At 61.2% G+C, this 26,579-nt stretch carries 21 protein-coding genes and 3 pseudogenes; 11 read left to right on the top strand and 13 right to left on the bottom strand.

All coding sequences use genetic code 11. The annotated features are described in order from the left end of the window. Window positions 1–10: 10 nt before the first annotated feature. Both ACXX9E_RS22455 and ACXX9E_RS22450 read right to left on the bottom strand, forming a co-directional pair. On the bottom strand, window positions 11–835 hold the full coding sequence (locus ACXX9E_RS22455; RefSeq protein ID WP_458556220.1) for an NAD-dependent epimerase/dehydratase family protein: 825 nt from the start codon (window positions 833–835) through the stop codon (window positions 11–13). 408 nt (window positions 836–1,243) lie between these two features. Continuing rightward, window positions 1,244–2,539: an OprD family porin gene (locus tag ACXX9E_RS22450; RefSeq protein WP_458556219.1), complete on the bottom strand. Its 1,296-nt coding sequence runs from the start codon at window positions 2,537–2,539 to the stop codon at window positions 1,244–1,246. 324 nt (window positions 2,540–2,863) lie between these two features. Here ACXX9E_RS22450 and ACXX9E_RS22445 point away from each other — a divergent pair, with 324 nt between their 5' ends. Beyond that, on the top strand, window positions 2,864–4,519 hold the full coding sequence (locus ACXX9E_RS22445; protein WP_123462635.1) for an MFS transporter: 1,656 nt from the start codon (window positions 2,864–2,866) through the stop codon (window positions 4,517–4,519). Beyond that, complete coding sequence (locus tag ACXX9E_RS22440) at window positions 4,516–5,658, top strand: HlyD family secretion protein (protein WP_128615090.1); 1,143 nt, start codon at window positions 4,516–4,518, stop codon at window positions 5,656–5,658. Before ACXX9E_RS22445 ends, ACXX9E_RS22440 begins: the two co-directional genes overlap by 4 nt. A gap of 115 nt (window positions 5,659–5,773) precedes the next feature. On the opposite strand, the gene copD is transcribed toward ACXX9E_RS22440, so the two are convergent. Together copD and copC are read right to left on the bottom strand one after the other, a co-directional pair. Continuing rightward, window positions 5,774–6,628 (bottom strand): copper homeostasis membrane protein CopD, encoded by an 855-nt coding sequence (gene copD / locus ACXX9E_RS22435; protein WP_458556218.1) that lies wholly within the window; start codon window positions 6,626–6,628, stop codon window positions 5,774–5,776. 3 nt (window positions 6,629–6,631) lie between these two features. Continuing rightward, a complete protein-coding gene (gene copC, locus ACXX9E_RS22430; protein WP_458556217.1) occupies window positions 6,632–6,994 on the bottom strand; it encodes a copper homeostasis periplasmic binding protein CopC in 363 nt (120 codons plus the stop codon). Between the two features lie 137 nt (window positions 6,995–7,131). Here copC and ACXX9E_RS22425 point away from each other — a divergent pair, with 137 nt between their 5' ends. From ACXX9E_RS22425 to ACXX9E_RS22410, 4 genes and pseudogenes are all read left to right on the top strand, one after another. Next, window positions 7,132–7,752, top strand: coding sequence for a TetR/AcrR family transcriptional regulator (locus ACXX9E_RS22425; protein WP_064587091.1), 621 nt, complete (start codon window positions 7,132–7,134; stop codon window positions 7,750–7,752). A gap of 128 nt (window positions 7,753–7,880) precedes the next feature. After that, window positions 7,881–7,961, top strand: a pseudogene (locus ACXX9E_RS22420) (TetR/AcrR family transcriptional regulator); the annotation flags it as partial. Window positions 7,962–8,085: 124 nt separating this feature from the next. Further along, window positions 8,086–9,228 (top strand): IS481 family transposase, encoded by a 1,143-nt coding sequence (locus ACXX9E_RS22415; RefSeq protein WP_409202038.1) that lies wholly within the window; start codon window positions 8,086–8,088, stop codon window positions 9,226–9,228. A 192-nt stretch (window positions 9,229–9,420) separates the two neighbouring features. Further along, window positions 9,421–9,501 (top strand): annotated as a pseudogene (locus ACXX9E_RS22410) (TetR/AcrR family transcriptional regulator); the annotation flags it as partial. Between the two features lie 375 nt (window positions 9,502–9,876). Here the strand turns inward: ACXX9E_RS22410 and preA are convergent. From preA to hydA, 3 genes are all read right to left on the bottom strand, one after another. Next, window positions 9,877–11,151 carry an NAD-dependent dihydropyrimidine dehydrogenase subunit PreA gene (gene preA / locus ACXX9E_RS22405; RefSeq protein ID WP_123462644.1) on the bottom strand — a complete coding sequence of 425 codons (1,275 nt, stop codon included), beginning with the start codon at window positions 11,149–11,151 and terminating at the stop codon, window positions 9,877–9,879. After that, window positions 11,152–12,519, bottom strand: a complete 1,368-nt coding sequence (locus tag ACXX9E_RS22400; RefSeq protein ID WP_123462964.1) for an NAD(P)-dependent oxidoreductase — start codon at window positions 12,517–12,519, stop codon at window positions 11,152–11,154. 157 nt (window positions 12,520–12,676) lie between these two features. Continuing rightward, entirely contained in the window at window positions 12,677–14,116 is a 1,440-nt protein-coding gene (hydA, locus tag ACXX9E_RS22395; protein ID WP_123462646.1) for a dihydropyrimidinase, read from the bottom strand. A gap of 624 nt (window positions 14,117–14,740) precedes the next feature. Between hydA and ACXX9E_RS22390 the strand changes: the two genes are divergently transcribed. The 3 genes and pseudogenes from ACXX9E_RS22390 to ACXX9E_RS22380 all read left to right on the top strand — a co-directional run. Then, window positions 14,741–16,225, top strand: a complete 1,485-nt coding sequence (locus tag ACXX9E_RS22390; protein ID WP_458556216.1) for an NCS1 family nucleobase:cation symporter-1 — start codon at window positions 14,741–14,743, stop codon at window positions 16,223–16,225. Between the two features lie 155 nt (window positions 16,226–16,380). Then, on the top strand, window positions 16,381–17,664 hold the full coding sequence (locus ACXX9E_RS22385) for a Zn-dependent hydrolase (RefSeq protein ID WP_267804540.1): 1,284 nt from the start codon (window positions 16,381–16,383) through the stop codon (window positions 17,662–17,664). 219 nt (window positions 17,665–17,883) lie between these two features. Beyond that, a pseudogene (locus ACXX9E_RS22380) lies at window positions 17,884–18,135 on the top strand (DHH family phosphoesterase); the annotation flags it as partial. Between the two features lie 62 nt (window positions 18,136–18,197). On the opposite strand, the gene ACXX9E_RS22375 reads toward ACXX9E_RS22380, so the two are convergent. Continuing rightward, entirely contained in the window at window positions 18,198–19,064 is an 867-nt protein-coding gene (locus ACXX9E_RS22375) for a CAP domain-containing protein (RefSeq protein ID WP_186744241.1), read from the bottom strand. A 259-nt stretch (window positions 19,065–19,323) separates the two neighbouring features. Further along, window positions 19,324–20,094 carry an alpha/beta hydrolase gene (locus tag ACXX9E_RS22370; RefSeq protein ID WP_186744239.1) on the bottom strand — a complete coding sequence of 257 codons (771 nt, stop codon included), beginning with the start codon at window positions 20,092–20,094 and terminating at the stop codon, window positions 19,324–19,326. Between the two features lie 111 nt (window positions 20,095–20,205). On the opposite strand from ACXX9E_RS22370, the gene ACXX9E_RS22365 reads away from it, so the two are divergent. Then, window positions 20,206–21,150, top strand: a complete 945-nt coding sequence (locus ACXX9E_RS22365) for an aldo/keto reductase (RefSeq protein WP_186744236.1) — start codon at window positions 20,206–20,208, stop codon at window positions 21,148–21,150. Window positions 21,151–21,156: 6 nt separating this feature from the next. Here ACXX9E_RS22365 and ACXX9E_RS22360 read toward each other — a convergent pair whose 3' ends face one another. Further along, window positions 21,157–22,050 carry a LysR family transcriptional regulator gene (locus tag ACXX9E_RS22360; RefSeq protein WP_123462655.1) on the bottom strand — a complete coding sequence of 298 codons (894 nt, stop codon included), beginning with the start codon at window positions 22,048–22,050 and terminating at the stop codon, window positions 21,157–21,159. A 130-nt stretch (window positions 22,051–22,180) separates the two neighbouring features. Here ACXX9E_RS22360 and ACXX9E_RS22355 point away from each other — a divergent pair, with 130 nt between their 5' ends. After that, window positions 22,181–22,657, top strand: a complete 477-nt coding sequence (locus ACXX9E_RS22355; protein WP_123462657.1) for a (R)-mandelonitrile lyase — start codon at window positions 22,181–22,183, stop codon at window positions 22,655–22,657. 81 nt (window positions 22,658–22,738) lie between these two features. Here ACXX9E_RS22355 and paoC read toward each other — a convergent pair whose 3' ends face one another. From paoC to paoA, 3 genes are read right to left on the bottom strand one after another with little or no spacing between them, the layout of a single operon-like run. Beyond that, the gene (paoC, locus tag ACXX9E_RS22350; protein WP_458556215.1) at window positions 22,739–24,937 is read right to left on the bottom strand and encodes an aldehyde oxidoreductase molybdenum-binding subunit PaoC; all 2,199 of its coding nucleotides are present in this window, start codon (window positions 24,935–24,937) and stop codon (window positions 22,739–22,741) included. Further along, window positions 24,934–25,890, bottom strand: coding sequence for an FAD binding domain-containing protein (locus ACXX9E_RS22345; RefSeq protein ID WP_222832619.1), 957 nt, complete (start codon window positions 25,888–25,890; stop codon window positions 24,934–24,936). Before ACXX9E_RS22345 ends, paoC begins: the two co-directional genes overlap by 4 nt. Next, window positions 25,887–26,576: an aldehyde dehydrogenase iron-sulfur subunit PaoA gene (paoA, locus tag ACXX9E_RS22340; protein ID WP_256591247.1), complete on the bottom strand. Its 690-nt coding sequence runs from the start codon at window positions 26,574–26,576 to the stop codon at window positions 25,887–25,889. The genes ACXX9E_RS22345 and paoA overlap by 4 nt, the downstream gene beginning before the upstream one ends. Window positions 26,577–26,579: the final 3 nt, after the last annotated feature.

The raw sequence follows: 26,579 nt of genomic DNA, 5'->3' as shown, positions 1-26,579 counted from the left end.
GTCAGCGTGATCAGTCACCGAACGGACCTGCCGCGACAAACGCGCCGCCCTGATAGATGCGTGCCGGGTCATCGGCCGCTGGCATCGGTTGTGCTTCGACCCGTTCGCGGAACACTTCAGAGGTGTCTTTCGGCGTGAACCCGAGGTGGCTGGCCAGGCGGTTGTCCCACCACAGGTCCTTGTTGTCGGACATGCCGTAAACCACGGTGTGGCCGACGTTCGCCGTGTACAACGAGTGTTCGAGCAGTTGCGTGAGGTCGTCGAAGCTCAACCAGGTGTGCATCATCCGGCGGTTTTGCGGCTCGGGAAACGAGGAGCCGATGCGGATGCTGACGGTCTCGATGCCGTAGCGATCGAAGTAGAAACTGGCCATGTCTTCGCCGTAGGACTTGGACAAACCGTAGTAACCATCGGGACGGCGCGCTGAGCTGGCGTCGAGTTTTTCGTCCTGCTTGTAGAAACCGATGACGTGGTTGGAGCTGGCGAAGATCACGCGCTTCACGCCGTGCCGGCGCGCCGCTTCGTAGATATGGAAGACGCCGCAGATGTTGGCCCCGAGGATTTCTTCGAACGGCCGCTCCACCGAGACGCCGCCGAAGTGCAGGATCGCATCCACGCCTTCGACCAGTTGGTGCACGGCGTGTTTGTCGGCGAGATCGCAGAGCATGATTTCTTCACGATCATCGGTGGCCGGGGCGAGGGCGGCGATGTCGGACAGGCGCAACACCTTGGCATAGGGGCGCAGGCGTTCACGCAGGACCTTGCCGAGGCCACCGGCAGCGCCGGTCAGCAGCAGGCGATTGAAAGGGGCGCGGGGTGCAGAAGTAGACGTCATGGCAATCCCTTACATGTTTTGTTTTTAAGTTTGTTGTAGGTTGTCGTATGACTGCGCTGAAGTATCGGTAGGGTTTCCGGAACTTGTCAACGCGACTTTTGGTGTAAATGACGGAAGGCCCAAAACACTTTTCGATCACCACAATGCCCACCTGGCAACGCAATCCCTTGCAGGAGCGAGCCTGCTCGCGAAAGCGGTGTGTCAATCAACATCCATGGTGAATCTGCCGCCGCCATCGCTGGCAAGCCAGCGCCCACAGGAGTTTGTGGTGAATGCGCTAATTGAAAACAACGCTGATACCTGCGGGAGCTGGCTTGCCAGCGATGAGGCCGGTCCAGGCACTCTTGCATCGACTGCCAAGGCGCCTTTGCGAGCAGGTTCGCTCCCACAGGGTAAAAAGAGATCTGCTTACAACAACGAAATCGGATAGCTGATAAAGACCCGGTTCTCGTCGAACTCGTTGGTGCTGAAGTCCCGGCGGATCGTCGCGTTGCGCCATTTCACGTTGAGGTTTTTCAACGGGCCGCTTTGCACCGTGTAGGCCAGCTCCGACTCGCGGCCCCATTCCTTGCCGTCGGTCACGGTGCCGGTGTGCACGTTGTCGCCGCTGATGTAGCGGTTCATCAGGGTCAGGCCTGGAATGCCGAGGGCGACGAAGTTGTAGTCGTGGCGCAGTTGCCAGGAGCGTTCCCTGGCGTTGTCATAACTGGCGTTGTAACTGTCGTTGGCCAGAGTGCCGCCGCTGGTGCCGTTGACCCGCATCCAGGCATCGTCACCGGAGAGTTTCTGCAGGCCGACATAGAAGGTGTTGCCGCCGTATTTGGCCGAGAGCAGGGCGAAGGCGGTCTTGTTGTCGAGGTCACCGGCGCGGGCACTGCCGTCTTCCTTGCCAGTGAAAAAGCCGAGGTTGGCACCCAGTGTCCAGTCGCCCAGCGGCTGGCTGTGGCTGACGTTGAAGTACTGTTGCTGGTAGATGTCGCTGAGTTCGGCGTACCACACGCCGACCAGGGTGCGTTTGTCGTTGAAGGTGTATTCGCCGCCGCCAAAGTTGAAGCGATCGGAAGTGAACGCGCCGCGGCCGTTCATTGACATGTCTTCCATGCTTGCGTCATTGCGTGGGCTGTTGCCGCGAAACTGACCGCCGTAGACGGACAGGCCGTTGATCTCGGTGGAGGTGATCTGGCCGCCGCGAAAGGTCTGCGGCAGTGAGCGTCCGTCGTCCGAACGCAGGACCGGCAACACCGGCATCCATTCGCCGACCTTCAGTTCGGTCTTCGACACCTTGGCCTTCAGCGCCACACCGAGCCGGCCGAAATTGTCGGCCGGGCGCCCGTCATCGTGGATCGGCAGCAGTTGCGTACCGCCGGTGCCTTTACCGCCGTCGAGCTTCTGTGAATACAGCCCCAGCACGTCGAGACCGAAACCGACAGTGCCTTGGGTGAAGCCGGATCTGGCGTCGAGGATGAAGTTCTGCGTCCACTCTTCAGCTTTGCCCTGCGGGTAGGCCGGGTTGACGAAGTTGCGATTGAAGTAGGCGTTGCGCAGGTTCAGCGTGGCCTTGCTGTCGTCGATAAAGCCTTCGGCACCGGCGCTCATCGGCAGGGCGAGGGCGAGGCTGCTGCAGCCGATCAGGCTCAAGGTCGTGCGTGGGCGAGGGGCGGAAAAGCGCGAAGGGCGGACGAAATTGCAGACGAGTGTGCTCACTGTGACGCTCCCTGTTTCGGTTGTTGTTTTTATTATTTGTTATACGTCGTCGTACAACATGGTTGCGGATATTTCCTACGTTTTCGGGGAATGTCAACAGCAAGTTATACGATGACTTGCTGGCGCCTGAATGTTCAATTCGCCACCCAACCCGGTGGGAGCTGGCTTGCCAGCGATTGCGCAGTGTCATTCAACAAGGATGCTGGATATGCCGGCCTCAGCGCTGGAAAGCCAGCTCCCACAGGGTTTGATGGATGACAGGGATGAGTGTGTTGCCGGTCAATTTGCGGCAAACTTCACCCACGTTCCGCACAAGGCCTTTCCATGGATCAATACGCCCCGCGCAACTGGCAGCCCCACGAAAAGCCCAGCCTGCCCGGTTCCCCTTCGACGCCGTTGCACTCCAATCCCAAGCGCCTGGCGTATGCGCTGGTCGGTGTGCTGGTGGCGGTGACCGGTGGTTTGGGCAACTCGCTGGTGGTCGCCAACCTGCCTTACCTGCAAGGTGCGCTCGGGGCGACCACGGCGGAGATGGCCTGGTTGCCGGCGGCGTTCGTGATGACCAATGTGTCGATGAACCTGCTGCTGGTGAAGTTTCGCCAGCAGTTCGGTTTGCGCGCGTTCACCGAAGTATTTCTGGTGCTGTATGCACTGGTGACCTTCGGCCATTTGTTCGTCAATGACCTGAACTCGGCGGTGGCGGTGCGGGCGGCCCACGGCATGGTCGGTGCGGCACTCAGTTCGCTGGGCCTGTATTACATGGTCCAGGCGTTTCCGGCGAAGTGGCGGATGAAGGCACTGGTGCTCGGCCTGGGCACGTCGCAACTGGCCTTGCCGCTGGCGCGGCTGTTTTCCGAGGACTTGTTGCAGATCGCCGAATGGCGTGGCCTGTACCTGTTCGAATTGGGCATGGCGCTGCTCTCGCTGGGCTGCGTATTGATGCTCAAGTTGCCGCCGGGCGATCGCTTCAAGACGTTCGAACCCCTCGACTTCCTCACCTTTGCGATTCTGGCTACCGGTGTAGCGCTGCTGTGTGCGGTGTTGTCGTTGGGGCGTATCGACTGGTGGCTGGAGGCCAACTGGATCGGCTATGCGCTGGCCGCCTCGATTGCCTTGATCCTCGCCGGTCTGGCCATCGAACATAACCGCAGCAACCCGCTGCTGATGACCCGCTGGCTCGGCAGCGGGGTGATGATCCGCCTGGCGCTGGCGGTGACCCTGATTCGTATGGTCACCTCGGAGCAGTCCACCGGTGCGGTCGGTTTCATGCAGAACCTGAACATGGGCTATGAGCAGTTGCACAGCCTCTACGTGGTGATGCTGATCGGCAGTGTCGCGGGGCTGTTGACCAGTGCGCTGACCATTGACCCCAAACACCTGCTGATGCCGCTGATCATCTCGCTGGCGCTGATGGCCACCGGGTCGATGATGGACAGCTTTTCCAACAACCTGACCCGCCCGGAAAACCTCTACTTCAGTCAGTTCCTGCTGGCCTTCGGCAGCACGTTTTTCCTCGGCCCGACCATGGTCTTCGGTACTCGCAATGTGCTGACCAATCCACGCAACCTGGTGAGCTTTTCCGTGCTGTTCGGGATCTGCAACAACCTCGGCGGCCTGCTGGGCGCGGCACTTCTGGGCACCTTCCAGATCGCTCGGGAAAAATTTCATTCCAGTCACATCGTTGAGCACCTGACGCTGTCTGACCCGTTGGTGGCCGCGCGCGTGCAGAGCGGCGGTTCGGCGTACGGCTCGTTGCTGGCCGACCCGAGCCTGCGCAACCTGGCGGGTATTCGTAGTCTGTCGAATGCCGCGACTCGCGAGGCCAACGTGCTGGCCTACAACGATGTGTTCATGCTGATCGCCGTGATTGCGGTGCTGACCATGATCTGGCTGTCCATTCGTGCACTGTGGCTGATGAGCACCACCAAAGCCGTCGCCTCTGCGCCTTCCGTACCACCTAGCGGTGCTTCTACTTCATGACCGAACCGACCACCACAACCACCAATGCCATCGCTGCCACGCCTGAAGGTGCGGCGCCGCCGTCCTCGCCCAACACCGAACCGCGCTCGCTGCGGGTGCGGATCATCTCGTCGCTGGGCTTTGCCGCGATCGCCATCGTCGGCGTGTTGATCGTGTTGTATGCCTGGCAATTGCCGCCGTTCAGCAGCGCGGTGGAGACCACCGAAAACGCTCTGATACGCGGGCAGGTGACGATCATCGGGCCGCAGCTCAGCGGCTACGTGTTCGAGGTGCCGGTGCAGGATTTTCAGTACGTGAAGGCTGGTGATTTGCTGGTGCGTCTGGACGACCGGATTTATCAGCAACGCCTCGATCAGGCGTTGGCGCAACTGGCGGTGCAGAAAGCCGCGCTGGCTAACGTGGTGCAGCAGCGCAACAGTGCCGAAGCGACCATCAAGTTGCGTCAGGCGGTGCAGGCCGACAGTGAAGCGCAGTTGCGCAAAAGCGAGGCCGATCTGCGGCGCAACAAGGAGCTGGTGAGTGACGGCTCGGTGTCCAAGCGTGAAATGGACGTGGCGTTGGCGGCCAATGCGCAAAGTGTCGCGGCGGTGGCGCAAGCCAAGGCCAATCTGGAAATCGCCCGGCAGGACCTGCAAACGGTGATCGTCAATCGCGGGTCGCTGGAGGCGGCGGTGGCCAGCGCGGAAGCGGCGGTGCAACTGGCGCGGATTGACCTGTCGAACACCCGCATCGTCGCCCCGCGTGACGGCCAGCTCGGGCAGATTGGCGTGCGCCTCGGCGCCTACGTCAACTCCGGGGCGCAGTTGATGGCGCTGGTGCCGAACCAGAAATGGGTGATCGCCAACATGAAGGAAACCCAGATGGACAGCGTGCGCGTCGGGCAACCGGTGCGTTTCACCGTCGATGCGTTGAACCACCGCAGATTCACCGGTCACGTGCAGCATATTTCGCCGGGCACCGGTTCGGAATTCGCGCTGTTGCAAGCCGATAACGCCACCGGCAACTTCGTGAAAATCGCCCAGCGGGTGCCGGTGCGGATCACCATTGATGAGGGGCAGCAGGAAGAGGAGCGGTTGCGTCCGGGGATGTCGGTGGTGGTCAGTATTGATACCGCGGCGGGCGACACACAACCTCATTGACCCAATGCATAACCCTGTGGGAGCGAGCTTGCTCGCGAAAGCGATGTATCAGTGACATTTCTTTATCTGACACACCGCCTTCGCGAGCAAGCTCGCTCCCACAGTTGAACGGCGTTTATCCTGTGATCATCGGGGGCAGGGTGCCGAGTAGCGAAACCGCCGCCACCGCCCCCATCCCCAACAGCCATTCCAGCACCACACTGCGCTTGAGCGCGCCCATCCGTTGTTCGCAATCATCAATCCGCAAGCGGTTGAACAGCGCCAGCGCCAGCATGCCCACCACCAGCGCCGCCTTGATCAGCAGAATCAGGGCAAAACCGCTGAACAACGGCGTCGGCCACCACTGGTCGGTCAGCACGCGCACGTTGATCAATCCGGTGATCAGCAGCCCGGCCACCAGCCAGTAACCGACACCGCTGAAGCGTCGCAACACCTCACGCGGCTCACTCGGCTGACGCAGAATCATCACCAGCAGCAACAGTCCGCCGAGCCACGCGGCGACGCAGGTGAGGTGGATGACCTGGTTGAGAATCAGCAGTTGCCCGCTCAAGCCATCGAGCATCGCACCGTGACCAACCGGCGCCAGCGTTGCCAGCAACGCGCCGCTCAAGCCCAGCCGTAACGCCAGGTTTGAACGCCATGGAGTGAACAGCAATGCCAGCAGCAGTGCATTGATCAGCAGGTGCCAGCGCCACACCTGGCCAAAAAACGTATTGCCCAGCACCAAGGCAACCGTGTCCACGTCAAACGCTGCCGCCGCCGAACCGGCCATGCTCGCCGTGATCAACAGCGCCCAGGCAATGCCGCTGGCCAGTGCAATGGCCGTCAGCCAACGCGTCAGGTGCGTCAACTGCCGATCCAGCGCCAGCGCTTCACCGTTGAGCAGCAACGGCCGGAACAGCCAGGCGCCGAACAGCATCAACACCACGGTGAAATGCAGGAAGCGGCACAGCACCAGCGCTTCATTCATCAATCACTGGCCAACCTTGAACTGATAGGCGCCTTCGCTTTTGTGCGTATCGACGGATACGGCGTGCCACTCGACTTTGTATTCACCCGCCGTCAGTGGTGCGGCGGGGGTGACGATCAGGGTTTTCTTGTCACCTTGGGTGGTCAGCGGCTTGAGCGCGATCGGTGCGCCATCCTTGGTCAAGGTGACTTTGGTGAAGCTGGCTTCGACGCCTTCGGAGAAGGTCAGGCGCAGGTCGGCCGGTGCAGTGACGGTGCTGTCGGCAGCCGGGGTCTGGCTTTTCAGGTGGGCGTGAGCTAACACGGAGGTGGCGGCGAACAGCGAAGCGAGCAGGGCAGTGGTGGTCAGGAGATTCTTGAACAGCATCGCGGATACCTCGTTGGCAGAATAAAAAGCGTCAGTTTAGCTACCCGCTGTCCTTCGTACGAAGTTTTGTTTGTCGCGGTCGCCCGCGCACCAGAGCGGATGCTAGTCTTGGGCAACGCTGTTGCCAGGGAGCCCACATGGGCAATCACAAGATCGAGATTCGTCGCAGTAACGTCGAGAAAATCCTGCTGGCGGCGGAAAAAGTCTTCGCCGAAAAAGGCTTCGGCGGCACCGCCATGGCTGACATCGCCGCCGAAGTGCAACTGCCGCGCTCCAACCTGCATTACTACTTTTCCACCAAGAGTGAGCTGTACAGCGCGGTGTTGTTCGATTTGCTGGAAGTGTGGAAGCAGGATGCGCTGTGTTTCGAAATGTTCGACGATCCACGGGTGGTGCTCAGCAGCTACATCCGCGCCAAGATGAATCATTCGCGCAGCCGGCCATACGGTTCGAAAGTCTGGGCTAACGAAATCATCCACGGCGCGCCGACGCTGGGCGAGGCGCTGGATGTGAGCCTGTACGACTGGGCGAAAATGAAAGAAGCGAAGATCCGTCAATGGGTGGAAGACCAGCGGATTCTGCCGGTGGAACCGTCGAGCCTGCTGTACATGATCTGGGCCTCGACCCAGCATTACGCCGACTTCGATCATCAAGTGAATATTCTCAACGAACACCAACCGCTGTCGGACATGCAGTTCGAGCGGGCGGTGCAGACGGTGACCAGTGTGATCTTGCGTGGGATCGGGCTGGAGCCCTGAAAGTAAAAGCCGACCCTCACCCCAACCCTCTCCCGGAGGGAGAGGGAGCTGACCGAGGTGTGTTGAGAGGTACATCGACCTGTAAGACCGGGTCGATTATGGATTCAAGGCGGTTCTTATCTGTGAATCCCAGGCGATTCATGCAGTTCGAGCGGGCGGTGCAGACGGTGACCAGTGTGATCTTGCGCGGGATCGGGCTGGAGCCCTGAAAGTAAAAGCCGACCCTCACCCCAGCCCTCTCCCTGTATGTACCGGACACATGGTGGACAGGTGTTCGGAGACATGGTGGACACTTTTTAATAGGCACATTGCTCATCACTAAGGAGATGACCTGTGTCTTGGGAAGAGGTGTCCACTGTGCAGCTTCGTTCAGAATTCGTGCTTTTGGCTCGGCAAGAAGGGGCCAATGTCCGGCAGCTTTGCCGTCGATTTAATATCAGCCCAAGCACCGCCTATAAATGGCTTAACAGGTTTGAAAACCTGGGTGCAGAAGGACTGAACGATCAGTCTCGACGACCGAAGACATCACCCAAGCGATGTGCTGATGAGGTTGAACAGCAGATTCTGACCGTGAGTCAGGAGTACGCGGCCTGGGGCGCTCGCAAGCTCAAACGTGTGTTGGAAGACAACGGCTTAGTGATGCCTTCGGTCAGTACCGTGCATGCGGTTTTACAGCGTCATTCACGCGTTGATCCAAAGGCCGCCGAGATCAAACCGTTTATCCGTTTTGAGCATGAAGCGCCCAACGATCTTTGGCAGATGGACTTCAAGGGGCATATCAGTCTGGGTCAGGGGCGTTGCCATCCGTTGACGATGCTGGACGATCATTCGCGGTTTTCACTGTGCATCGCGGCGTGTATCAATGAGCAGCGCGACACCGTCCAGGAGCATCTGGTCCGGGCCTTTCGGCGCTATGGCCTGCCTTTGCGCATGACGATGGACAACGGCTCTCCATGGGGTGATCAGACAGGCGTTTATACCGCGCTGGAGGTCTGGCTGATGAGTCAAGGCATCAAGGTCGGCCACTCACGACCTTATCATCCGCAAACCCAAGGAAAGCTGGAACGCTTCCACCGCAGTCTGAAAAATGAAGTCCTCCAGGGTCAGCACTTTAACGATCTCAACAGCGCGCAACGGGCGTTTGATATCTGGCGTGATATTTACAACCAGAAGCGCCCGCATCAAGCGCTGGACATGCAGGTTCCTGCTACTCGGTACAGCAGCAGCTCAAGGGAATATCAGGAGCAACCCGCAGCGCCGGAGTACGACGATGGTGATGTGGTCAGGAAGGTTCAGGTAAAGGGCGAGATCTACTGGAGGAACCGTGAATACACAGTCGGGAAAGCTTTTTACGGGAAGTCAGTAGCTATCCGGGAAACGACGGAGGACGGCATCCACGATGTCTACTGGAGTAGACATCGCATCGCCCGAATCGACTTGAACTTGCAGATCGTTACAGCAGGTAAGAAGATCTAAAACCGTCCACCATGTCTCCGAACATGTGTCCACCATGTCTCCGGTACATACACTCCCGGAGGGAGAGGGAGCTGACCGAGGTGTGTTGAGAGGTACATCGACCTGTAAGACCGGGTCGATTATGGATTCAAGGCGGTTCGTATCTGTCGATCCCAGTCGATTTTGGATTCAAAGCTGTTCTTATCTGTGAATCCCAGGCGATTCATGCAGTTCGAACGGGCGGTGCAGACGGTGACCAGTGTGATCTTGCGCGGGATCGGGCTGGAGCCCTGAAGGTAAAAGCCGACCCTCACCCCAGCCCTCTCCCGGAGGGAGAGGGAGCTGACCGAGGTGTGTTGAGAGGTACATCGACCTGTAAGACCGGGTCGATTATGGATTCAAAGCGGTTCGTATCTGCGGATCCAAGGCGATTTTGGATTCAAAGCGGTTCTTATCTGCGGATCCCAGTTGATTTTGGATTCAAAGCAGTTCTCATCTATGAATCCCATTCGATTATGGATTCAAAGCATCTCTCATCTATGAACCCCAGTCGATTTTGGATTCACAACAATACTTTCAGGTCGGCGGAGTTTGGCAGCACCCCCCAATCGGTCCCCTCTCCCTTTGGGAGAGGGTTAGGGTGAGGGGGCTTTTGGATCGGCCGCCGGTCTAGACCGCAACGTGGTACGGATTCCTCGGATCATGGTTCCAGTCGAGAAACGGCTTGCCCGTCTCCATCGGCACCATTTCGATGCAGTCCTGCACCGGGCAGGTGATCTGGCACAGATTGCAGCCCACGCACTCGTCATCAATCACTTCATATTTATGCGTGCCGTCGGCCTGCTTCAGGCTGCTGATCGCCTGGTGTGAGGTGTCTTCGCAGGCAATGTGGCAACGCCCGCAACCGATGCACGCGTCCTGGTCGATCTTCGCAATCACCTGATAGTTGATGTCGAGGTACTTCCAGTCCGTGGTATTGCCCACCGCACGCCCGGAAAACTCGGCGATGTTGGCGTAGCCCTGACTGTCCATCCACCGCGACAAGCCGTCCTTCATCTCTTCGACAATGCGGAAGCCATGCAACATTGCCGCTGTGCACACCTGCACCGCGCCGCTGCCCAGCGCCATGAATTCCGCCGCATCACGCCAACTGCCGATGCCGCCAATGCCACAAATCGGCAAGCCCTGGGTCTGCGGATCGCGGGCGATTTCGGCGACCATGTTCAGGGCAATCGGCTTGACCGCCGAGCCGCAGTAACCGCCATGGGTGCTTTTGCTGCCGACGGTGGGCAGGGCGACCATGTGTTCCAGATCGACACTGGTGATCGAGTTGATCGTATTGATCAGCGACACCGCATCGGCGCCACCGCGATGCGCGGCGCGGGCGGCGACGCGGATGTCGGTGATGTTCGGCGTCAGTTTGACGATCACCGGCAGCGAGCAATAAGTCTTGCACCAGCGGGTGACCTGCTCGACATACTCCGGCACCTGACCCACCGCCGCGCCCATGCCACGCTCGGGCATACCGTGCGGGCAACCGAAATTCAGCTCGATACCGTCAGCGCCGGTGGCTTCGACCAGCGGCAGGATGTGTTTCCACGATTCCTCCACGCACGGCACCATCAGCGAGACGATCAGCGCGCGGTCCGGCCAGTCTTTCTTGACCTGGGTGATCTCGCGCAGGTTGATCTCCAGCGAGCGGTCGGTGATCAGTTCGATGTTGTTGATGCCCAGCACTTCGCGGTTATTGCCGTAGTGTGCCGAGTAGCGCGACGAGACGTTAACCGCCGCCGGGTCCTCGCCGAGGGTTTTCCAGACCACGCCGCCCCAACCGGCCTCGAAGGCACGGACTACGTTGTAAGCCTTGTCGGTCGGCGGCGCGGAGGCCAGCCAGAATGGATTGGGGGCTTTGATACCGGCGAAGACAATCGAGAGATCGGCCATTTACGCAGCCTCCACGTTAAGCATCAGTTGAGCATTGATCGCCTCGGCGGCGCGTTTGCCGTGCTGCACGGCTTGCACGGTGAGGTCCTGATCGAGGCTGGTGCAGTCGCCGCCGGCATACACCCCGGGGATGCTGGTGCGCAGGTTGTCATCGACCTGAATCCGCTCGCCCTGACGCTTGAGTTCGCGGGCCAGCGGGTCGGCGAGGGCGCTGCTGTCGAAGGCCTGACCGATGGCTTTGAAGATCGCATCAGCTGCCAGTTCGAAGGTTTCGCCAGTGGTTTGCAGGCGTCCTTCGACCAGATGCGTGCGGGCGAAACGCATGCCGCGCACCTGGCCTTGCGCGTCGAGCAGCACTTCGTCCGGTTGCGCCCAGGTCAGCAGGCGCACCTGATTGGCTTTGGCGATGTCCTGTTCGTGGCCTGTGGCGCCCATGTCCGCCGCACCCCGGCGATACACCAGATTGACATCGCGGGCACCGAGGCGGGCCATTTGCACGGCCATGTCGATCGCGGTGTTGCCGGCGCCGAGGACGATGCAGCGCTCGGCCAGCGGCAGTTGCGAGAGGTCATCGGCCTGACGCAGTTCGCGGATGTAGTCGGTGGCGGCGAGCAGGCCGGGGGCGTCCTCGTGTTGCAGGCCGAGCTGTTTGCTGGCATTGAGGCCGAGGCCGAGGAACACCGCGTCGAATTGCTGATGCAATTCGCTTAGGGTCAGGTTGTCGCCGAGTTTCTGCCCGTGGCGAATCTCGATGCCGCCGATCTGCAGGAGGAAATCCAGTTCCTTTTGCGCGTAGTCGTCGACCAATTTGTATTTGGCGATGCCGTATTCGTTGAGGCCGCCGGCTTTCTCCCGCGCTTCGAAAATCACCACGTCATGCCCGTGCATGGCGCTGCGATGAGCGCAGGACAATCCCGCGGGCCCGGCGCCGACCACGGCGATGCGTTTGCCGCTGCTGGCGGCGCGCTGGAACGGGTGCTCGGTGAAGTGCGCGTTGTCCACGGCGTAGCGTTGCAGCAGGCCGATCAGCACCGGCGCGCATTCCTGCGCGTTGTTGCGCACGCAGGCTTGCTGGCAGAGGATTTCGGTCGGACAGACTCGCGCACAACTGCCGCCGAGGATATTCGCCGAAAGGATTTTCTGCGCTGCACCGGGCACGTTGTCCTGATGGATGTTGCGGATGAACGACGGAATGTCGATCTCGCTCGGGCACGCATTGACGCATGGCGCGTCGTAGCAATACAGGCAGCGTGAGGCTTCCAGATGCGCCTGCCGGGCGTTGAGCGGTGGCGCCAGATCGGTGAAATGGCCGGCGAGGGCGGCGGCGCTTTCGTGTGGGTGCGGGAGATGGTTCAGGGTCTCGATCACGGTTTTTTGCCTCACGGTTATTTGAGGTTTCTGCCTCTGTCGGGCAGTGGTTTTTGTGGCGTTCGGAATGGCCTCTTCGCGAGCAAGCTCGTTCCCACATTTGGAATGCATTCCCCTGTGGGAGCGAGCTTGCTCGCGAAGGCCGAAGGCCTGGATTTCAGCGTTTCACAGCAGTCGGCTTGTGCATCTCAGCGCGCTTGCTCAGCAAATCAAACACCGCCGGATACGCCGGCCGTTCGATGTAGCGCCCGGCCCCACGCTCGGCGCGCAGGTCGCCGTCCGCCCAGACCACTTTGCCCTGGCTGACGGTATGGCTCGGCACGCCGCGCACGGTCTTGCCTTCGAAGATGTTGAAGTCCACCTGCTGATGGTGGGTCTTGGCGGAGATGGTGCGGGTACCTTGCGGGTCCCACAGCACCAGGTCGGCATCGGCACCCACACGAATCGCGCCTTTGCGTGGGTAGAGGTTGAAGATTTTCGCAGTGTTGGTGGAGGTGAGGGCGACGAAGTCCTGCATCGACAAACGCCCACTGTTGACCCCTTCGTCCCACAACACTGCCATGCGGTCTTCGATGCCGGCGGTGCCGTTGGGGATCTTGCTGAAGTCGTCGCGCCCGGCGGCTTTTTGCTCGGCGCAGAAGCAGCAGTGGTCGGTGGCGGTGGTGTGCAGGTTGCCGCTTTGCAGACCATGCCACAGCGCTTGCTGATGCCCGCGCGGACGGAACGGCGGGCTCATCACGTAACCGGCGGCGGTCTGCCAGTCCGGGTGCTGATAGACGCTGTCGTCGAGCAGCAGATGCCCGGCCAGCACTTCGCCGTACACCGGTTGGCCCTTGCTGCGGGCATAGGTGATTTCGTCGAGGGCTTCCTTGGTGGAAACGTGCACCAGGTACAACGGCGTACCGATGGTTTCGGCAATGCGAATCGCCCGGCTCGCCGCTTCGCCTTCCACCTGCGACGGCCGCGACAGCGGATGCGCTTCCGGCCCGGTGATGCCCTGGGCCATCAACTTGCGTTGCAGGTGATAGACCAGCTCGCCGTTTTCCGCGTGCACGGTCGGCACGGCGCCGAGTTCCAGGCAGCGCTCGAAACTCGCCACCAGCGTGTCATCGGCGGCCATGATCGCGTTCTTGTAGGCCATGAAATGCTTGAAGCTGTTGATCCCGTGATGGCTGACCAGCTCGGCCATCTCCTCACGCACCTGCTCGCTCCACCAGGTGATCGCGACGTGGAAGCCATAGTCGGACGCGGACTTCTCGGCCCAGCCGCGCCACTGATGAAAGGCTTCCATCAGTGACTGTTGCGGATTGGGAATCACGAAGTCGATGATCGAGGTGGTGCCACCGGCCAGACCGGCCGCCGTGCCACTGAAGAAGTCTTCACTGGCCACGGTGCCCATGAAGGGCAGTTGCATGTGGGTGTGTGGGTCGATGCCGCCCGGCATCAGGTATTGACCGCTGCCATCGAGCACTTCGGCGTCGGCGGGAATATCAAGGTGTTCACCAATGGCTTTGATCACGCCGTCGGCGCAATAGACGTCGGCGCGATAACTTTCATCATGGGTAACAACGGTGGCGCCACGGATCAACAGAGACATTCCGAGTTCCTCGCAGGCATGACCGACTGGTATCGGTTCTATATGTTTTATTGATGTACAGCGATGAACGGCGTATTCCTGTCATGGCTGTCAGGAATAGAAACTAGTCGCAGTTTTGAAATTGATCAAGATTATTTTTTATAAGCTTATGAATGTTTTAAGTGTTTGAAAAATAAAGATAAAAAACATAAATCACCAAAATGGTGAGGCTGTTCACCATTTTGACGCACTTGACAGGATGGAAATATGAGCAAGATTTCCTATGTGAAATCAGCCGCTTGAAGTTGAGCTGCGGTCGATCGCCCCGAATGAAAAAAATTGCAGTGCACCAGATTGAGTCCTGACAGTTCGAACAACTTGGCAAACGTTTAGCCTGAGCGTGCAGACAGGTTTTCACGGACTCTCTCGATAAATAATTAAAACCGAGCAATATCAGAAAGTTGCAATGTGTTTGAACCACGGCCCGATGCGTAAGCGGGGCACCCGGCACGTTTATTGATGCCGCCGCTGACACCATGGCCGGTACACGAAAGTTGTCAGTTCCTCCGGCCATCGTCCGGCTCGCACCCTGGTGTGCAGCCGCCTGATGAGCAAAAAAATAATCAGAAGAACAGTGGAGCGGCCATGCAACAGAACAGATCGCAAGTGACCGAGCGCGACGGCTTGTTCGAACTCGAAGCCGGCAGCGACGTCCTCGACAGTCCCCGTTACAACCACGACATGGCACCGACCAAGGTGCGCGAACGAACCTGGAACAAATGGCACATCACCGCGCTGTGGGTCGGCATGTCGGTGTGCGTGCCGACCTACACCCTCGGCGGCGTGCTCACCGCGTATTTCGGCCTGAGCGTGGGCGAAGCGCTGATGGCGATTCTGCTGGCCAACGTCATTGTGCTGATCCCGCTCACGCTCAACGCTTTCCCGGGCACCAAGTACGGGATTCCATTCCCGGTGCTGCTGCGTTCGTCGTTCGGCGTGCTCGGCTCCAACGTGCCGTGCCTGATCCGCGCGCTGGTGGCGTGTGGCTGGTTCGGCATTCAAACGATGTTTGGCGGCCTGGCGATTCACCTGTTTCTCGGTTCGGTGTTCGAGGGCTGGAAATCCCTGGGCGGCACCGGCGAGGTGATCGGCTTCATGATCTTCTGGTCGCTGAACCTGTGGGTGGTGATTCGTGGCGCCGAGTCGATCAAATGGCTGGAAACCCTGTCCGCGCCGTTGCTGGTAGCGGTCGGCATTGGCTTGCTGATGTGGGCGATGCCCAATGTGTCGATGACCGAGCTGCTGGCGATTCCACCGAAACGCCCGGAAGGCGCCAGTGTGGTCAGTTACTTCGCCGCCGGGCTGACCGCGATGGTGGGCTTCTGGGCCACGTTGTCGCTGAACATTCCTGACTTCAGCCGTTATGCCAAGAGCCAGAAGGACCAGATCCTCGGGCAGATTTTCGGCTTGCCACTGACCATGTTCCTGTTCGCCTCGCTGGGTGTGGTGATGACCGCCGCCTCGGTGAAACTGGTGGGTGTCACGGTGTCCGATCCGGTCAGTCTGATCGGCCACATTCAAAGCCCGGTGTGGGTCGCGGTGGCCATGGCGCTGATCATCATCGCCACGCTGTCGACCAACACCGCAGCGAACATTGTTTCGCCGACCAACGACTTCCAGAACATTGCGCCCAAGGTCATCAACCGCACCAAAGCAGTGTTGCTCACCGGGTTGGTCGGGCTGGCCTTGATGGCCCACGAACTGCTGAAAAAGCTGGGGCTGATCGTTTCCGACGTCAGCCTGGAGACCGTGTATTCCAACTGGCTGCTGGGCTATTCGAGCCTGCTCGGGCCGATCGCCGGGATCATGGTGGTGGACTATTTCCTGATCAAGAAACAGCAACTGGACCTGGCCGGGTTGTACCGCGACGACGTGTATCCGGCGTGGAACTGGGCCGGATTTACCGCGTTTGGCGTGCCGGTGGTGTTGACCCTGTTGTCGCTGGGCAGCGATGCGTTCAGTTGGTTCTACAGCTACGGCTGGTTCACCGGCTCGGCGCTGGGCGGGGTGATTTATTACGGGTTGTGCGTGATGCGGGCGCAGCCTTCGGTCATGAAATCAGCGGTGTAAAGGAAGGCTTCATCGCTGGCAAGCCAGCTCCCACAGGGATCGAGTCGTACACAAATTGTGGGCACACCCAAAAACCTGTGGGAGCTGGCTTGCCAGCGATGGCGGCCCAAAAAGCACCACAGAAATATCATAAGAAACTGCCTGAGGAGATCAACATGAACGCAGCCGTAGACGTTCTGCAATCCACCCATCAGCACATCAACCGCGACCGCCTCTGGGCCTCGCTCATGGAACTGGCCAAGCTTGGCGCCACGGTCAAGGGCGGGGTCTGTCGCCTGGCCCTGACCGACCTCGACCGCCAGGCCCGCGATCTCTTCGTGCAATGGTGCAAGGACGCCGGGTGCAGCGTCACGGTCGATCAGGTGGGCAACATCTTCGCCCGCCGTCCGGGGCGTAATCCCGATCTGCCGCCGGTGATGACCGGCAGCCACATCGACACTCAGCCCACCGGCGGCAAGTTCGACGGCTGCTTCGGCGTGCTCGCCGGCGTCGAAGTGTTGCGCACCCTCAATGACCTCGGCGTGGAAACCGAAGCGCCGCTGGAGGTGGTGGTCTGGACCAACGAAGAGGGCTCTCGTTTCGCCCCATGCATGATGGGCTCCGGAGTGTTTGCCGAAAAATTCACCCTCGAAGAAACCCTGGCCAAGGTCGATGCCGAGGGCGTCACCGTCGGCGAAGCGCTCAACGCCATCGGCTATGCCGGGCCGCGCAAAGTCAGCGGGCACAAGGTCGGCGCGTATTTCGAGGCGCACATCGAGCAAGGCCCGATCCTTGAAGACCAACAGAAAACCATCGGTGTGGTGCTCGGCGCGCTCGGGCAGAAGTGGTTCGACCTCAAGCTGCGCGGCGTTGAAGCTCATGCCGGGCCGACGCCGATGCACCTGCGCAAGGACGCCCTGGTCGGTGCCTCGGTGATCGTCGGTGCGGTCAACCGCGCCGCCCTCGGCCATCAACCCCACGCCTGTGGCACCGTCGGTTGCCTGCAGGCCTATCCCGGCTCGCGCAACGTCATCCCCGGCGAAGTGCGCATGACCCTCGATTTTCGTCATCTGGAGCCGGCACGCCTGGATTCGATGATCGCCGAGGTGAAACACGTCATCGACGCCACCTGCGAAGAGCACGGGCTGACCTATGAACTGACCCCGACCGCCGACTTCCCGCCGCTGTACTTCGAGAAGGGCTGTGTGGCGGCGGTGCGCGGCGCGGCGAAAGGGCTGGGTCTGTCGCACATGGACATCGTCAGTGGCGCCGGGCATGACGCGATTTTCCTCGCCGAACTCGGCCCGGCCGGGATGATTTTTGTGCCGTGCGAAGGCGGCATCAGCCACAACGAAATCGAAAACGCCGCGCCGGATGACCTGGCGGCGGGGTGTGCGGTATTGCTGCGGGCGATGCTGGCGGCTTCGGCGATGGTGGCGGGCGGTCAACGCGCAGCGTGAGCGCGCATTAAAAACGGGATAACCACTCAACAGCGGTTATCCCGTTGTCATTGTTCAGACGTCGAAATCTCTTCGTCTTGTCATGTTTCCGTCATCAGAGTGTGCAATTTTGCCCCTGCCTGAAACATGGGGTACCGGGTTCGGAGTGGGGTAACAGGAAAAACCACCTGTCCAATACCGTTACGCAATTGGGCTACCCGGCGGATTTCCATCGCAGAAGAGGTGGAAGTCATCGACCATCATCCCGGTTACGAGCAGTACTGAGCGCAGAGACTCGGCTCTGCCGCCGATATCCAGCCGATCGGTGCTGCCGTCACACAGGTCTTTCAGCGTTGGGACAAGGCGGACTTGTTGCTGAAGATCAGTCAGCAAAGCGCTGCGCTCCTGGCTACGGCGATACTCGACAACACCCTGAATTTCACCGGGCAAATGACCACGGCGCAGGATGTGCAGGCGTATGCGGTGCTCGCGCGGCTGGTGAATTCTTCCATGCTACGCAAGGAATTACTGAAACTGGGACTGTGCGCTGGCCATCAAGGCGCGCCAAACACCATCGTCCAGTAAACCCCTTCATCGCTGCGCGCCTCACTGGCGAAGCCGGCGCCGACCTGGGTGAACATCGGGTTCATCAGGTTGGCGCAATGCCCGGGGCTGGCCAGCCATCCGGCCATCGCCTTGCCCGGTGAGCTCTGCCCGGCGGCAATATTTTCGCCTATTTGCCGGCCACGGTAGCCCGCTGCCCGGGCGCGGTCGGCGGGCAGGTCACCGTCCGGATCGCGGTGAGCGAAATAGTTGCCGTAGGCCATCGCTTTGCTGTGGCCCTGCGCGGCGGCGCCGAGCGCGGCATTCCAGCTTAAGGGGCGGGCGGCGGCGAACCGCTGACGGCCACACATTCTTGGGCGCGCCCGGGCGGCGTTGACCTCGGCGAGCAACGCCTTGCCGACGCTGCGGTTATCGCCAACACGACTGTCGAGCACCGGCTGTGCCAGCACCACTTGCCATTCATTGCGCGAACGACTGACGCCGATGTCGGCGTAGCTCGCATCCAGCAACGCGGCGCAGTGGTCGTTCTGCAGCAGGTCGAAGGCTGCTTCGGCGTCCTCGGCGCCGACCACGCGAATACTGCGCACCGCCACGGCGGAATACCCGGACGACTTCAACGCTTCACGCATGCCACCGGCGTAGCGATAACCGATCGGCAAGGCCAGGTTCGACTTCAATGCCAAGGGCGCCAGGCGTTGTGCGGGGCGCCGATCGCAGCGTTGCGGATGGGCACGGTAGTCATTGATGGCCGCCACCAGTTGCCGTTCCGCACCCGCATGGGCGGTTTCAGCGAACAGCGGCGAAAGGATCAGCAGGCACAGCGAAACGAAGCGAGACGAACGGACGGCGTGGCGCATGGGACAGACAGCTCTGAAAAAGGGGAACAGCGCTTGAGTGGGGTTCACCGCAGAACACGGCGCGCGTAGGACTGGGCTTTTCGGACTTGGTTCAAGGGGTGGCAAAGGCTTTTTTTTCGAGGCGACGAAGCGTGGATCAAGCAGATATTCAAGTGGCCTTGGATGGCCCTGTCGCGAGCAGGCTCACTCCTGCAGTTGAAATGCATTCCTCTGTAGCAGTGAGCCTGCTCGCGATGGAGCCATGAAAGCCACACGACCCTCAGCGATTCAACACATCCCCCATCCACTGCAGATATTCCCGCCGCTCGGAAATCGAGTTATGCCCCGAATCCGGCACCACCTTCAACACCGCCACACCCTTGGGAAAGCTGCTCAGCAAGCGCTCGGTACTGGCCCGTGCAATCACCTCGTCATCACTTGCCGCGAGCAGCAACGTCGGCACACGGATATGCGCGGCGTACTTGCCCGACTCGAAGCGATCCCTGAGCAACCATTTCACCGGTAGCCACGGATAATGCTGTTCGGCGATTTCTTCGAGACTGTTATACGGCGTCACCAGAATCAGTTGCTGCACCGGGCGCTGACTGGCCAGGCGTACGGCAACGCCGGAACCGAGGCTGCGTCCGACCACGGCTATCTGTGGATGACTGGCGTACACCTGATCGAACAGTGCCAGGGCGTCCTTGGCAATCGCCTCCTCAGACGGCGAGCCGCCGCTGCCGCCGAAGCCCCGATAGTGCAGGAAATACAGCGCGTCATCCGGAAAGGCTTCGGCGAACCCCGGTAGATTGCGCGACACGTCCTCGGCATTGCCGCCGAAATAGATCACTGCTCGCGGTCCGGCACGTGCTCGCGTGGTCACCCAAACGTCGGCATCCGGCATCGACAGTTTCAGGCGAGCGTCCGCTGCTTCGACCGCAGCGGGCCGCGGGAAGTAGATCAACGAGCGCTGAAACACGAACAGCGCGGCGCACAGCGCCAGGTACAGGGCAACGATCAAGGCGACGAGTGACATCAGGCGTCGGGACATTCGGCTACTTTTAACGGGTGTGAGGGTTCGCTGTCGCAGTGTAGTCCAGCATGGCGAGCGGACAGCGTGCGCACACAACGTGCAACAGATCCAGGCAGCAGGGGAACCAGCATGAGCCACACTGAGGGTTACTCCCGTCGCCGTTTGCTCACACTGGCTGCCGGGGTTTCGGCGGTCTTCACCCTTGAGCGGGCGCTGGCCATTGCCACCACGCCCGCGATTTCCGGAGGCCAGACCATGCAGACCCGCGCCATCCCCTCAAGCTCCGAGTCGCTGCCCATGGTGGGCCTGGGCACTTATCGCGGTTTTGACGTTGCGCCGGGCGATCCGGTCTACCGGCAACTGCCGGCCGTGCTCGATGAGTTGTTCGGCAAGGGCGGCACTGTCATCGACAGCTCGCCGATGTATGGCCGTGCCGAACAGACCACCGGTGAACTGCTGTCGATCCACGAACCGCGCTCGCCAGCGTTTCTGGCCACCAAGGTGTGGACCCGCGGGCGCGCCGAGGGCATCGCGCAGATGGAGCAGTCATTCAGCTTGTTGCGCACCGAACGCATCGACCTGATGCAGATCCACAACCTGCTCGACTGGCAAACCCACCTGCCGACCCTGCGGGAGTGGAAAGAGCAGGGGCGCATCCGCTACATCGGCATCACCCATTACACGCCTTCGGCTTATGACGAAGTCGAAGCGGTACTCAAGGCCGAGCCCGTCGACTTCCTGCAAATCAACTACGCCCTCGACGATCGTGGTGTGGAAAAGCGCCTCTTGCCGCTGTGCCGCGAGCGCGGTGTGGCCGTGATCTGCAACCGGCCGTTTGGCGGCGGTGGGGTGCTCGCCAGGCTCAAGGACAAGCCGCTGCCGGGCTGGGTCTCGGACGTGCAGGTCAACAGCTGGCCGCAACTGGCGCTGAAGTTTCTGCTTGCGCATCCAGCGGTGACCTGTGTGATTCCGGGCACCAGCAATCCGCGCTACATGGCCGATAACGCCCGGGCCGGGTTCGGGCCGATGTTGACGGATGCGCAGCGGCACCAGTTGATTGCGTTGCTCGGTTAGCGCCGCTCAACCGCGAAACCGCAACGCCTCCAGTAACAAGGCAAACGCCGGTGCCGCCTGGCGTCGGCTCGGGTAGTACAGGTGATAGCCGGCGAACGTCGGGCACCAGTCCTCCAGGACTTGCTGCAAACGGCCCTCGGCCAGATACGGCGCGACGATGTTCTGCGGGATGTAACTCAGGCCAAAGCCATCCAGCGCCGCATTGAGCAGCGGGTAGACGCCGTTCAGGGTGATCTGCCCCGAGACACGCACTTTCAGGCGTTCGCCATCCTTCTCGAACTCCCAGGTATAGAGCCCGCCGTTGGTCGGCAGGCGCAGGTTGTTGCAGGCATGCCCGGTCAAATCCCGTGGGGTGTGCGGTGCCGGATGACGGGCGAAGTACTCCGGCGCGCCAACCACCGCCATGCGCATGTCCGGGCCGATGCGGGTGGCGATCATGCCTTGGGCGACGTCCTCGCCCAGGCGCACGCCCGCATCGAAGCCTTGTCCCGCGATATCGACGAAGCCGTAATCGCAGCAGACCTCGACGGCGATGTCCGGATACTTGGGCAGAAAAGTCTGCAGCACCGGGCGCAGCAGCCAGTCCAGCGAATGGTCGGTGGCGCTGATGCGGATTCTGCCGGCCGGGGTTTCACGCAGGTGACTCAGGGCGGCGAGTTCGCGCTCGATCTCTTCGAAACGCGGGCCGATGCTTTGCAGCAGGTGTTCGCCGGCCTCGGTGGGCGAAACGCTGCGGGTGGTGCGGGTCAGCAGGCGCAGGCCCAGACGGGTTTCGAGGGCGCGGATGGTGTGGCTGAGTGCCGATTGCGAAACGCCCAGTTTGGCGGCTGCCTTGGTGAAGCTGCGCGCGCGCGCGACGGCGAGGAAGGCGAGCAGGTCAGTGGCGTTTTCCCGAAGCATTGATGAGTGTCCTGCATAAGTTTTTTCGAATTCTAGTCGATTATCTGAAGAGTACGGCCCGCTAAAGTGACCTGCAGGCGCTGCCGAAGGCTGCACCTACCGATTTTTTTTGCATTCTGGAGGGCATGTCATGAACCCGATTACTGCTTCAGCGTTGACGTTGTCTCTGTTGGCTGCGGATGTGCAGGCCAATGAAAGTGCACGCGTGACGGTCACGCCCAATGGCTCACAACCTTCGGCCCGCGGCCCGGCGGATTGGTTCACCGGAATCGTGCGGGTCGATGCGCCGTTCAAGGGCTCGGATGCCGCGCGGGTCAGCGGCGCCACGGTGACGTTCGAGCCGGGAGCGCGAACGGCATGGCACACCCACCCGTTGGGGCAGACGTTGATCGTGACGGCCGGTGCCGGTTTCGTGCAGGAATGGGGCCAGCCAATACGCGAGATTCGCCCGGGTGACACGGTGTGGATTGCACCAGATGTGAAGCATTGGCATGGCGCAGCACCGACGACGGCGATGACGCACATTGCGATTGCCGAGGTGCTGGACGGCGAGGTGGTGGAGTGGATGGAGCAAGTAGGGGAGGCGCAATATCCGCGGAGTGAGTGACGCGCCAGTTCCCCATGCCCATGTGCTACAAGGCCCTCACCCAATCCTCTCCCTTTGGGAGAGGGTCAGGGTGAGGGGCTTTCAGATCATCTCGGGCAAGGACGAGAGAATCTTGTCCAGGGTGATCGGATACTCGCGCACCCGTGCTCCGGTGGCGTTGTAGATCGCATTGGCCACCGCCGCGCTCACCCCGCAAATCCCCAGCTCACCTACACCCTTGGCCTTCATCGGCGACGAAAGCGGATCGGTCTCGTCAAGGAAGATCACCTCCTGATGCGGAATGTCGGCGTGCACCGGCACTTCATATCCGGCCAGATCATGGTTGACGAAGAAACCGAGCTTCTTGTCCACCGCCAGCTCCTCCATCAACGCCGCACCGACGCCCATGGTCATCGCCCCGATCACCTGGCTGCGCGCTGCTTTCGGGTTGAGGATGCGCCCGGCGGCACACACCGCGAGCATGCGTCGCACACGCACTTCACCGGTGGCGGCATCCACCGCCACTTCGACGAAATGCGCACCGAAGGTCGACTGCTGATACTGCTTGTCCAGGTCGCCGAATTCGATACTGTCCTCAGCCACCACCACACCATCGCGCGCGGCATCGCGCAATGGCACGCGCTTGCTGCCGACGCTCACCTGGCCGTCGACGAACGCTGCCTGATCCGCTGCCATGCCCAACTTGCCAGCGACAGCTTCACGCAACTTCATGCACGCGGCATACACCCCGGCCGTCGAGCAGTTGCCGCCAAATTGTCCGCCGGAACCGGACGACACCGGAAAATCCGAATCGCCCAGACGCACCACGACATCCTCTAATGCCACCCCCATCATCTCGGCCGCCGTCTGCGCGATGATCGTATAGCTGCCGGTGCCGATGTCGGTCATGTCGGTTTCCACCGTGACCTTGCCATCACGTTCCAGCCGCACCCGTGCGCCGGACTTGAGCAGCAGGTTGTTGCGGAACGCTGCGGCGACGCCCATGCCGATCAGCCAACGGCCTTCGCGGCGGCTGCCAGGGGTGGCAGCGCGTTGATTCCAGCCGAATGTTTCGGCGCCGGTCTGCAGGCATTCGATCAGGCGTCGCTGGGAGAACGGACGCTCGGTTTTCACCGGATCGACCTGGGTGTCGTTGAGGATGCGGAACTGGACCGGATCGAGCTTGAGCTGCTCGGCCATCTCGTCCATGGCGATCTCCAGTGCCATCAGGCCTGGAGCTTCACCCGGCGCACGCATGGAATTGCCCTCGGGCAGATCCAGCGGCGCCCGACGCATGGTCACCCGGCGGTTTTCGGCCGCATAGAGCAACTGACTCGGCTGCGCCGCGACTTCGACCTTGCCGTCCTTGAGGTTGCCCGACCACCCTTCGTGGGCAATGGCGCTGAGCTTGCCGTCGGCCGTGGCACCCAGGCGAATGCGCTGGATGGTGGCCGGGCGGTGGGTGGTGTTGTTGGCCATTTGCGGGCGGGCGAGGGCGACTTTCACCGGTCTGCCGGCCATGCGCGCGCCGAGGGCGGCGAGGATCGCGTCGGCGCGGATGAATAATTTGCCGCCGAAGCCGCCGCCAATGTAGGGCGAAATCAGGCGGACTTTCTCCTTGGGCAAACCGAGGGTGGTGGCAACGTCGTCGACACTCCAGGCGATCATCTGGTTCGACGTCCACAGGGTCAGTTGATCGCCTTTCCACGCCGCGAGTGTGGCGTGCGGCTCCATCATCGCGTGGGATTGATCGGGGGTGGTGTAGGTCTGGTCGAACTGCACCGGGGCGGCGGCAAAGGCCGTGTCGAAGTCGCCATGGGTGACGTCGGGCAATTCGTCTTTGTCTTCGACACCCTGGTCGCGCACGTTGACCAGATCGAACTGGCCTTTGTCCGCGACGTAATCGACCTTGACCCGTTGCGCGGCGGCGCGAGCCTGCTCGAAGGTTTCGGCGACCACCAGTGCCACAGCCTGGTGATAGTGCTGCACCTCGGGACCGGCGAGCAACGGCGCCGCGTTGTATTTGCCTTTGCCGAGCTTGCCGGCGTTGGCGGCGGTGACAATGGCCAGCACGCCGGGCGCGGCTTTGGCGGCGTCCAGATCAATGTGGGTGATCCGACCCTTGGCAATGGCCGAACCGACCATGAAACCGTAAGCCTGATTGGCCACGGCCTCGTGTTGCTCGTAGGCATACGGCGCCTGGCCGCTGGTTTTCAGCGGGCCTTCGATGCGGTCGGTGGGTTTGCCGACGACCTTCAACTGGTCGATCGGGTTGGTGGTGGCGGGCGTGTCGAATTTCATGCGTCTTCCCTCGCTTGCGCCAACACCGAGCCGAGCGTGCGCTCGACCAGGGTCAGTTTGAATTGGTTGTCGTGGGTCGGCGTGGCGCCGTCGAGCAGGCGCTCACTGACCGCTTTTGCACCGTTGGGCAGCAGCGCTTCGGCCGCTTCGACCCGCCACGGTTTCGGCGCGACGCCGCCGACCGCCACACGACCGCTGCCATCCTTGTGCAGAATCAGCCCGACCGACACCAGGGCAAAGGCGTACGACGAGCGATCGCGTACCTTGTGATAAAGGTGTGTACCACCGACCGGGGCGGGCAGCGTCACCGAAGTGATGAACTCGCCGGGGCTGAGGCTGGTTTCGACGTTCGGTGTGTTACCCGGGAGCTGATGGAAGTCGGCGATGGCGATGCTGCGGGTGGTGCCGTCCGGCTTCACCGTTTCCACCTGCGCGTCGAGTGCGCGCATGGCAATCGCCATGTCGCTGGGGTGGGTGGCGATGCAGGCGTCGCTGACACCGATCAATCCCAGTTGCCGACTGACCCCGCCAATCGCCGCGCAACCGCTGCCGGGCTGACGCTTGTTGCAGGCCTGATTGACGTCATAGAAATACGGGCAGCGTGTGCGTTGCAGCAGGTTGCCGGCGGTGCTGGCCATGTTGCGCAATTGGCCGGAGGCACCGGCGAGCAAGGCGCGGGAGAGCAGGGCGTAGTCGTTGCGCACGCGGTGGTCGGCGGCCAGGTCGGTGTTGCGCACCAGGGCACCGATGCGCAGTCCGCCGTCGGGCGTGGCTTCGATTTGATCCAGGCCCAAGTGGTTGACGTCGATCAGATGCAGCGGGGTTTCGATGTCGAGTTTCATCAGGTCGAGCAGGTTGGTGCCGCCGGCGATGAACTTCGCGCCTTCGACCTGTGCCGCCAGCGCTGCGGCTGCGGCAGGGGAATCGGCGCGGCTGTAATTGAACGGTCTCATGCGGGCACCTGCGCGACTTCAGTGATGGCTTCGATGATGTTGGAGTAGGCGCCGCAACGGCAGATATTGCCGCTCATGCGCTCCTGGAATTCACTGGCGATCAGTTGCGGCGCTTCGGTCAGGCTGGGGCTGACGTGGCTGGGAATGCCCTCGCGAATCTCCTTGAGCACCGCCACCGCCGAGCAGATCTGCCCTGGCGTGCAGTAACCGCACTGGTAGCCGTCGTGCTTGATGAACGCGGCTTGCATCGGGTGCAGGCTGTCGGGCATGCCAAGGCCTTCGATGGTGGTGATCTCGCTGTTTTCGTGCATCACTGCCAGGGTCAGGCAGGCATTGATGCGGCGGCCATCGGCGATAACGGTACAGGCGCCGCACTGGCCGTGGTCGCAGCCTTTTTTACTGCCGGTCAGGTGCAGGTGTTCGCGCAGCGCATCGAGCAGCGTGGTGCGGTTGTCGACCTCAAGGGCTTGAGGTTTACCGTTGACGTTGAGGGTTACTTTGGCCATGGCCGGTTGCTCCAGACTGGCCGCGTAGGCCTTGAGGCTAATGAAAGGCGGCATTGCAAACGCGGTGGCGGTCACCGCGCCGAGGATCAGGAATCTTCGTCGGGAAATCGTCATGCTTCGATTCCTCTCTGGCTTAATCAGGACGGCAGGGATTGAAGGCCCAATCGGGCGCGCCGGCATGCT

It is taken from the genome of Pseudomonas sp. GNP014 (assembly GCF_054344005.1).
The sequence above is the reverse complement of the archived record's forward strand: the minus strand, read 5'-3'. Positions and strand labels throughout refer to the sequence as shown.